This is a genomic window from Syntrophotalea sp. (assembly GCF_050253115.1).
Lineage (GTDB): Bacteria > Desulfobacterota > Desulfuromonadia > Desulfuromonadales > Syntrophotaleaceae > Syntrophotalea > Syntrophotalea acetylenica.
In genome coordinates, this window is record NZ_JBFWJQ010000113.1 from 1 (window position 1) to 8056 (window position 8056).

Annotated in this window: 9 protein-coding genes; 1 reads left to right on the forward strand and 8 read right to left on the reverse strand. The window is 57.7% G+C overall.

All coding sequences use genetic code 11. The features are described from left to right. Positions 1–188: 188 nt before the first annotated feature. From AB7E65_RS10715 to AB7E65_RS10735, 5 genes are all read right to left on the reverse strand, one after another. The gene (locus AB7E65_RS10715) at positions 189–821 is read right to left on the reverse strand and encodes a flavodoxin family protein (protein ID WP_428745872.1); all 633 of its coding nucleotides are present in this window, start codon (positions 819–821) and stop codon (positions 189–191) included. Between the two features lie 152 nt (positions 822–973). Then, the gene (locus AB7E65_RS10720) at positions 974–2146 is read right to left on the reverse strand and encodes an aldo/keto reductase (RefSeq protein WP_428745873.1); all 1173 of its coding nucleotides are present in this window, start codon (positions 2144–2146) and stop codon (positions 974–976) included. A gap of 21 nt (positions 2147–2167) precedes the next feature. Continuing rightward, entirely contained in the window at positions 2168–3151 is a 984-nt protein-coding gene (locus AB7E65_RS10725) for an aldo/keto reductase (RefSeq protein ID WP_428745874.1), read from the reverse strand. 349 nt (positions 3152–3500) lie between these two features. Beyond that, positions 3501–3911: a (R)-mandelonitrile lyase gene (locus AB7E65_RS10730; RefSeq protein WP_428745875.1), complete on the reverse strand. Its 411-nt coding sequence runs from the start codon at positions 3909–3911 to the stop codon at positions 3501–3503. A 22-nt stretch (positions 3912–3933) separates the two neighbouring features. Further along, positions 3934–5118: an iron-containing alcohol dehydrogenase gene (locus AB7E65_RS10735; RefSeq protein ID WP_428745876.1), complete on the reverse strand. Its 1185-nt coding sequence runs from the start codon at positions 5116–5118 to the stop codon at positions 3934–3936. 261 nt (positions 5119–5379) lie between these two features. On the opposite strand from AB7E65_RS10735, the gene AB7E65_RS10740 reads away from it, so the two are divergent. Then, the gene (locus AB7E65_RS10740; protein ID WP_428745877.1) at positions 5380–6303 is read left to right on the forward strand and encodes an AraC family transcriptional regulator N-terminal domain-containing protein; all 924 of its coding nucleotides are present in this window, start codon (positions 5380–5382) and stop codon (positions 6301–6303) included. A 315-nt stretch (positions 6304–6618) separates the two neighbouring features. Here the strand turns inward: AB7E65_RS10740 and AB7E65_RS10745 are convergent, their stop codons facing one another. The 3 genes from AB7E65_RS10745 to AB7E65_RS10755 form a co-directional block, all read right to left on the reverse strand. After that, positions 6619–7095, reverse strand: a complete 477-nt coding sequence (locus AB7E65_RS10745; RefSeq protein ID WP_428745878.1) for a single-stranded DNA-binding protein — start codon at positions 7093–7095, stop codon at positions 6619–6621. A gap of 27 nt (positions 7096–7122) precedes the next feature. After that, positions 7123–7473: a formin-like protein 18 gene (locus tag AB7E65_RS10750; protein WP_428745879.1), complete on the reverse strand. Its 351-nt coding sequence runs from the start codon at positions 7471–7473 to the stop codon at positions 7123–7125. Beyond that, positions 7473–8056, reverse strand: a 584-nt coding sequence (locus AB7E65_RS10755; protein ID WP_428745880.1) for a biotin attachment protein, incomplete at its 5' end; no start/stop codon positions are given. The genes AB7E65_RS10755 and AB7E65_RS10750, both read right to left, overlap by 1 nt.

Here is an 8056-nt window from a genome sequence, read left to right on the forward strand (position 1 = left end):
TTGGGCAGAAAAACCCCTGACGAGGTTTATGCCGAACGGATGCCGCAGGTTAAAATGGCGATGTAAGAAAGGCGGAGATTCCACCTAAAAATCAGGCAAATCTGTTCAAACAAACTGAGCCACTTCTAACAGCCCGATGATCGCAAGAAACCGACACACGTATAACCTGGAAATCAGGGCATGATTGCCTAACGGATAAAGTTCGTCGCGACCCATTTTTCCAACTCCGGTCTTGGAATCTCCATTTTACGACCTGCTTCCAGGCACGCCAGCAGCCAGGCCATGTTACGGCCCAGAGTACGCATGATCTGCATGCCTTCCAGATCCCGGCGCACTTCGTCTGGCGAATGACCGTGAACCATGTTCCAATATCGAGAAGAAACAACCGGCATCTCACCCCAGGTCATGTATTTGTTAAGCTGATCGAGAGTGGCCGTCGTGCCGGATCGTCTGGCGGACACCACCGCAGCGCCGGGTTTGAGGCGGAAGACCGAGCGCCCTGAAAGCATGGATGAAAAAAATGACCGGTCCATGAAGCAGGTCATGCCCCCGCTGGCGGCAGCGTAATGCACAGGCGAGCCGAACACAAAGCCGTCGGCCTGCTCGGCCAGATCCACGAACTCGTTGACCTTGTCGTCAAAGACGCAGCGCCCGGTCTTAGCACAGGTGCGGCAGTCGATGCACCCCGCCAAGGGTTTGGTGCCGACCTGAAAAAAACTGGTTTCGATCCCTCCTTCCCTCAGTGTCGAGGCCACCGCTTCCAGGGCCGTGTAAGTGCAGCCGTGTGGATGTGGGCTGCCGTTGACAAGAATCACGTGCATGAAAAACTCCTTTGATAACATCTTTCCAATTCGGAGACACTCTCAGATTTTGCGGTGGGCCAGTGTTGGTCATTCGAAATCCGTACGGCCACACTTCGCATCAAGCGTCGCGCTCAGCGCAGAGGCCCAATCGCGGTTTTGTTCGAGAACGATTATTTTTTTAATGGAGCTTCCACATCCGAGAAAACCTGGACGAAATCCGGCAAGCGCGCACCCTGAATCTCAGTTGCCGCGACAGCCTTGTTCAGTTCGTCCAGCTCGGCTGAAGTGAAGCGGACAGCGGCAGCGCCGATGTTTTCGAGCATATGCGCCATCTGCGTCGTACCGGGAATGGGGACGATCCACGGCTTCTGCGCCAGCAGCCAGGCCAGCGAGATCTGCCCGGGCGAGGTCTCTTTGCGCTTGGCCCAGCTTTTGAGCAGGTCCACGAGGGCCAGATTGTGCGGCAGATTCTCCGGTGCGAACCGGGATTCGGTCTTACGGAAATCGCCTTCGGCAAAACGCGTCCTGGCGTCGATGGCCCCGGTCAGAAAACCCACGCCAAGGGGGCTCCACGGCACAAAGCCTATTCCAAGTTCCTGACAGAGCGGAATGACTTTTTCTTCCGGGCCGCGCCACAGCATGGAATATTCGTTCTGAACCGCTGTCACGGGAAGTTCGGCATGGGCGCGGCGCAAAGTGTTCGTGCCCATTTCGGACAGGCCCCAGTGCAGCACCTTGCCCTGCGTCATCAGTTCCCTGACCGCGCCGGCGACATCTTCGATGGGCACCTGCGGGTCAACGCGATGCTGGTACAAAAGATCTATGCGATCCGTGCGCAGACGCTTGAGCATGCCCTCCACCGCAAGTTTGATATGCTCGGGGCGGCTGTTCAGACCAGATAGCCGTTCGCCCGTTTCGAGGTCTATGTTCCAGCCGAATTTGGACGCGATCACGACCTTATCCCGAAACGACTGTACTCCTTCGCCGAGAATCCGCTCCACCTCATGCGGTCCGTAGGCCTCGGCCGCGTCGAAAAAGGTGACGCCACGGTCATAAGCTGTGCGAATGATGTTGTGCATTTCAGATCGGGTAGGGATGGTCGTCTGGTAGGTGCGACTCATATTTTGCACGCCGAGGCCGATGCTGGAGACTTCAAGAGAACCCAGCCTGCGGCGATCTTCAAGCGTGTAGGCATTGTCGCCGACCGGAGCTTTGCTCGCATTGGCCTGAGCGACAGCGAGAGGAAACACGGACGCCGCAGCCAGCGCCATTCCGGTCTTGAGCAAATGACGGCGACTAGGCAGGATCGGACTGTTGCAATGGTCTTGTCGTGTGGTGTTCATATTCGTTTCTCCTTGAGGGCGTTATTTGCCCACTCTTTGAGCGTATTCTGCGGGATAGCGGTCTCCGGAAATCTCGATCCGGGAAAGGGCCGCGCTAAGATTGTCCAACTCCGTGGCGGTCAAGGCGACATCCACCGCTCCCAGATTTTCTTCCATTCGATGCAACTTCGTCGTACCGGGAATGGGCACGATCCAAGGCTTCTGGGCCAGCACCCAGGCAAGAGCAATCTGGGATGGGGTCACCCCCTTGTCCGCCGCAATGGTTCGCACCAGCTCAACCAGAACCTGGTTGGCGTGCAGATTTTCCTGCGCGAAACGGGGCACGATGCTGCGAAAGTCATCCTTGCCGAAAGTGGCCGTGTGATCGAACCGGCCGGTCAGAAAACCCTTCCCCAGCGGGCTGAAAGGAACAAAGCCTATACCGAGTTCCTCCAAGGTCGGCATCAATTCTTCTTCCGGCTGTCGCCACATCATGGAGTATTCGCTCTGGATGGCGCTCAGTGGCAGAACCGCGTGGGCACGTCGGATGGTCTCCACTCCGGCTTCGGACAACCCCCAGTGCCTGACCTTGCCCTGACTCACCAGATCCTTGACTGTTCCGGCAACGTCTTCAATCGGGACCTCAGGATCGACTCGGTGCAGATAATACAGGTCCAGAGTTTCTACCCTGAGGCGCTTGAGCGACCCTTCCACGGATTCCAGAATGGTTGCCGGATTGGCGTCGAGCAGCAGTTTGCCGTCCGCAATTTGGATGCCGAACTTGGTGGCAATGACCACGTCATCCCTGAACGGTGCCAGAGCCTCACCCACGAGTTCCTCGTTGACGTACGGCCCGTAGACTTCGGCGGTGTCGAAAAAAGTCACCCCGTGCTCCACTGCCTTTCGGATCAGGTGGATCATTTCCTGTGTATCCGCTGCCGGACCGTAACCATGACTCATGCCCATACATCCCAGTCCAAGGGCTGAAACTTCCAGTCCATTCGTTCCCAATTGCCGTATCTGCATATTTGTACTCCTCGCTGAAGATATCCGACCAGTTGCGCATCGAGGCCAGATAATCAGATGATTTTAAGAGATCCGTTTTGTGATCGGTGATACAGCTTATTACCGGTTGTGGGCTGGAAGAGTAGACTAATTCTCGCAGATATTTGCCTGATTCTCCGAAACAAGTTCAGAAGCAACAGCTCAAAACGGAAACTCCGGGCTGGAGATCGGACATGAACAAGCCATTTATCCACAAATATTGCAGAATGTTGCCCTATAGAAAAAAGAATGCGGCGACCCGCAAACCGGACCGCCGCATATTTCACACGCACAAAATAATGTTATCGGAACATCTTCGGATATACCCGACCTACCCGCAGGCGGTCGCGCCGTACTCCTCGTCTCTGACATGTTCGAACCATGTCACGCTTGATCCGTCCAGCATCTCCTGAATGGCAATGTGTGTCATGGCCGTGCCCGGAGCAGCGCCATGCCAGTGGCGTTCGTCCGGCGCAATCCAGACCGTGTCGCCGGGGCGAATTTCCTGCACCGGGCCACCGTCCAGTTGCACGCGACCGCATCCGGCCGTGACGATGAGCGTCTGTCCCAGGGGATGGGTGTGCCACGCGGTTCGTGCGCCCGGCTCGAAGGTCACGGCCCCGCTGGTCACACGGGCCGGAGCTTGGGCTTCGAAGAGCAGGGGATCAATGCGCACCCTGCCTGTAAACCAATCCGTTGGTCCCGGGATGGAGGCTTGGGATCCACTTCGTTTGATTTCCATATCTCGGCTCCTAACTGTGTTGTTACAGCGCCGCCCGCAGCACCGCGACGATATCGGCCTCAGTCATGACCGGACGGCCGGGCAGGTTGCCGTTGCCATCGTTGATGATGCGCAGGGTTTCCCTGGCGTAGGTCTCGACCATTTCGCCGCCGATGCCCAGTTCCGAAAATTTCGTCGGGCAACCGATAGATTTGAGAAACACTTCGAAGCGGTCGATGCCTGCCAACGCACAGGACAGCTCATCGCTTCCGCTCGTCACACCCATGACCCGCCTGGCGAACTGCGCGAACTTGGTCGGATGAGCCTTGGCCGCGAAGCGCATCCAGGCAGGATTGATGATGGACAGCCCTGCGGCGTGGGTGATGTCGTGATATGCGGACACGGTATGCTCGATCATGTGCACGGGGTAGCCCGCGCCCGTACCGATCTGTACCCAGCCGATCAACGCGACCGAGGCGGCCCACTGCACCTGGGCGCGCGCTTCGAGATCCGCGCCGTCCGCGATGGCCTTGGGTCCCCACTCCATGGCCGTCAGAATGACGCCTTCGGCGATGCGATCCTGAAGAGGCGTGTTCTCGACGCCATTGAAGTAGGATTCCGTGACATGGGTAATCAAATCACACACGCCGTACGCGGTCTGGTCCTTGGGCACGCTGACGGTCAACTCCGGATCGACGATGGCTACTTTCGGGTACAGGAGAGGAATCTGGATGAAGGATTTGACCTTGGTTTCCGTGTTGGTGATGACCGCGCCGCAGTTGGTCTCGGAGCCGGTGGCCGCCAGGGTCGGCACAGTGATGACGGGCAAGGCCTGCGCCGGCACGTACACGTTGTCCTGGCCGTGTCGGATCATGTCCCAGGGATCACCGTCGTACAGGACTGCGGCCGAGATGACCTTGGAGGCGTCCATGACGCTGCCGCCACCCAGGGCGATGACCATGTCGCAGCCTTCCTTGCGGGCGATGTCCGCACCACGGGCCACGGAGGTGATGCGCGGGTTGGGTTCGATACCAGGGCATTCGGCCCAGGCAATGCCTGCGGATTTTAGGCTTTCGACGGCCCGATCAAAAGCGCCACTGCGCCTGACGCTGCCGCCGCCAGTCGCGATCAACGCTTTTTTGCCATATTCGCCAGCCACTTCTCCAAGTCGGGAAAGATTGCCTGCGCCGAAAATAATTTTCGTGGGATTGTGAAATGTGAACTGCATATGATTCTCCTTGCCGCTGTGTGCGGAGCGCACATGGCTTTGATGGTTAAAATTCCCGGCGGACTGCCCGCTTCGGCGACGACTTTCAAAGACACACCCGCACGGACCATCTCATTCCGGAAACAACCTTTACGGCCGGAATAGACCGACAGGGTAGATCAATTCTCTCAAATTCTTGCCTGATAATCCGAAAGTTCGGATCAATGTCTTGTTCAGGAATGAAAAGATCTGGTAGCTGTTTCGGAAAAGGAGAACCTTAAAATGGCTGGTACCACGAATCTGGCTTTGGATGATGGTCTGTTCGAAGTGCGCGAGGCTTTGGGAGAGAAGATCGCGAGATGGACAAAAAATATAAACCCGCTGGAAACGGCCATTCCCGGATTGAGCCTTTTTCAATACGCCGCCCCCAGTGAACCGGTCAGCTACATGCACGACCCGAGCATCTGCCTTGTCGCCCAGGGCGCCAAACGCGTGTTCCTCGGGGAGGATGAATATGTTTACGACGACAACCACTTCCTCATCACTTCGGTCGGACTCCCGGTAGTGGCGCAGGTCATCCAAGCGAGTCCCGAAAAGCCATGTCTGGGTATTGTCCTCAATCTGGATTTGCGCGAGCTTGCACAGCTTTTGGTCGACAGCAGCCTGCCTATTTCCCGAGTGCAGCAGTCCGGTCGGGGAATGGCGATCGGAAAACTGAGCGTACCGCTGCTCAACGCTTTCGAGCGCCTCCTCGACCTACTCGACGGACCTTCAGACATCCCGGTCCTGGCACCTCTGGTACAACGCGAAATCCTGTACCGACTGCTGATGAGCGACCAGGGGCCGCGTCTGCGCCAGATCGCCACAGCGGGCAGCCACAGCCACCAGATCGCACGGGCGCTGGACTGGCTGAGGGCAAATTTCAGCAAGCCGCTCAGGGTGGACGAACTGGCCTCATCCGCCGGCATGAGCACATCCACGTTCCACCACCATTTCCGGACCATGACGGCCATGAGCCCATTGCAGTACCAGAAATGGATACGCCTGCACGAAGCACGACGGATCATGCTGACGGAACATCAGGACGCAACGAGCGCGGCATTCCAAGTCGGGTACGAGAGCCCGTCCCAGTTTAGCCGCGAATACAGCCGCCTGTTCGGTGCGCCGCCGCTGCGTGATATCAAGAAATTACAGCAAACCTCTTAACGTTCAGGACTCAATTTGTAGCCTCTCCCGCTCAATCGTGGCAGATGCCCGATTTGTCTGCCTCAACGCAGTCAGGACATATAAATTTGGATAAAAAACAGGCATCCCAGTCGAACGATCTAACAACAGCGGAAGTCGTTCCCCTGAGGGTGCAAGCAGAGTTCGAACGGTGAATTTGCTCATAGTTGTTAACACTTTTTTTTGTAAGCAGCAGTTGTCAAATGACGCTCTTATCAAAAAGTGTCAACAATAAAAAAAGCGAAGCCATATCAATGGCTTCGCTAGCTCTGTTAACAAAACGTAATTTGTTCGTTCCTAAAAAGGCGCGTCATCCATGCCACTGGCTTCGGACGGAAACGCGGGGCCCAGGTCGTCTTCGTAGTTCGCGCCCGCGCCCTGGGGTGCGGATTGGTTCTTCTGGTACTGTTGAGGAGCCGGGGCGTAGCCGCCTTCGGACTGACGGGAATCGAGTCCGACCACACGGTCTGCCTTGATCTCGGTGGTGTACTTTTCCACGCCGTCCTTGTCCGTCCATTTGCGGGTTTCGATCTTGCCCTCGATATAGACCAGACGGCCCTTGGAAAGATAATTTCCGCAGAATTCCGCCTGCTTGCCCCAGACAACGATGCGGTGCCACTCGGTCTTTTCGACCTTCTGGCCGTCCTTGCCCGTGTATGTCTCATCCGTGGCGATGGAAAAATTGGCCACCGGTTGCCCGGACGGGGTGTAACGCATCTCCGGATCACGGCCCAAACGGCCGATCAAGATTGCTTTGTTCAGACTACCTGCCATGTCGTCTCCTCGTGTATGTTGATGCGGTCATGGATTGGCCACGCGTTTTTCCAACTCGCCAAGCCCCTCTTCGATGCGGTCGGAGGCCTGGTTGGCGGCCTGCGGGTTCCAGTCGGCAAGATGCCGCTGCAACTCCGCCACCGCCGTCACGACCGCGGGCAGGCCCGTGGCCAAAACCGTGCGGACGGCCTCCGGCACGACTCCGAACTGATACAGGTCATCAAGCGCCCTGACAAGCTCAAGCACCCCCGCCATCTCGTAGGGAAATCCCGGCTTGGACTCCTCGAAGGCCAGGCTCCAGAGCCGAGGCCAGGTCTTGCGGACCTCTGCCTCGTCGTAGGTGTAGGCATACACGCGGACCTGCAGCACCTTGCCCATCAGTCTCTCTCCTCCCAGTCGCTCTGCACGCGGCTGACGACTTCCTGGATCTGGCCGAGCTGGTCTTCGGGGCAAACGCCGATGAGCGGGCTGTCCCGGTCCACGGAGTCGTTGGTCTCGAAATACACGGCGTAGATGATGCCGGCCGGGCCGCTGTAGCGGATGGAGGTCTCGCGCTTCATGCGCGAAAGGATGAAAAGCTCCATCCCGTCCTCGATGTGCACGCTCTGGCTGCCCTTGGTCTTGATCTTGATGTCCACGTCGGGAAAAAAGTAGTACTTGCCTTTTTCCGGAGCCAGAAACAGGGACAGGGAGCGGCGCAGGATGCGGGCGATGACCTCTTCGCGGGTCAGGTAGTGGCGGATGGTCATGAGCTCCTGACCGGCCTGCACGAACTGACCGTCACCAACCTCGCCCAGGGACATGACCTCGCCCTTCTGGGGGGCGAAGAGGGGTTTCTTGACGTTCTCGCGCTCCATCCTGGCCAACAGGGTTCCGGGCACTTCCTTCCAGGTGCCGCTGGGGCCGACGACCCGCACTCCCGGCTCCTTGGCCACGAACTCCACTTTTCCGCTATGGGGAG

Coding starts and splice junctions, on each gene's coding strand:
- AB7E65_RS10715 (WP_428745872.1), bottom strand. CDS start 821: ATGCACGTGATTCTTGTCAACGGCAGCCCACATCCACACGGCTGCACT.
- AB7E65_RS10720 (WP_428745873.1), bottom strand. CDS start 2,146: ATGAACACCACACGACAAGACCATTGCAACAGTCCGATCCTGCCTAGT.
- AB7E65_RS10725 (WP_428745874.1), bottom strand. CDS start 3,151: ATGCAGATACGGCAATTGGGAACGAATGGACTGGAAGTTTCAGCCCTT.
- AB7E65_RS10730 (WP_428745875.1), bottom strand. CDS start 3,911: ATGGAAATCAAACGAAGTGGATCCCAAGCCTCCATCCCGGGACCAACG.
- AB7E65_RS10735 (WP_428745876.1), bottom strand. CDS start 5,118: ATGCAGTTCACATTTCACAATCCCACGAAAATTATTTTCGGCGCAGGC.
- AB7E65_RS10740 (WP_428745877.1), top strand. CDS start 5,380: ATGGCTGGTACCACGAATCTGGCTTTGGATGATGGTCTGTTCGAAGTG.
- AB7E65_RS10745 (WP_428745878.1), bottom strand. CDS start 7,095: ATGGCAGGTAGTCTGAACAAAGCAATCTTGATCGGCCGTTTGGGCCGT.
- AB7E65_RS10750 (WP_428745879.1), bottom strand. CDS start 7,473: ATGGGCAAGGTGCTGCAGGTCCGCGTGTATGCCTACACCTACGACGAG.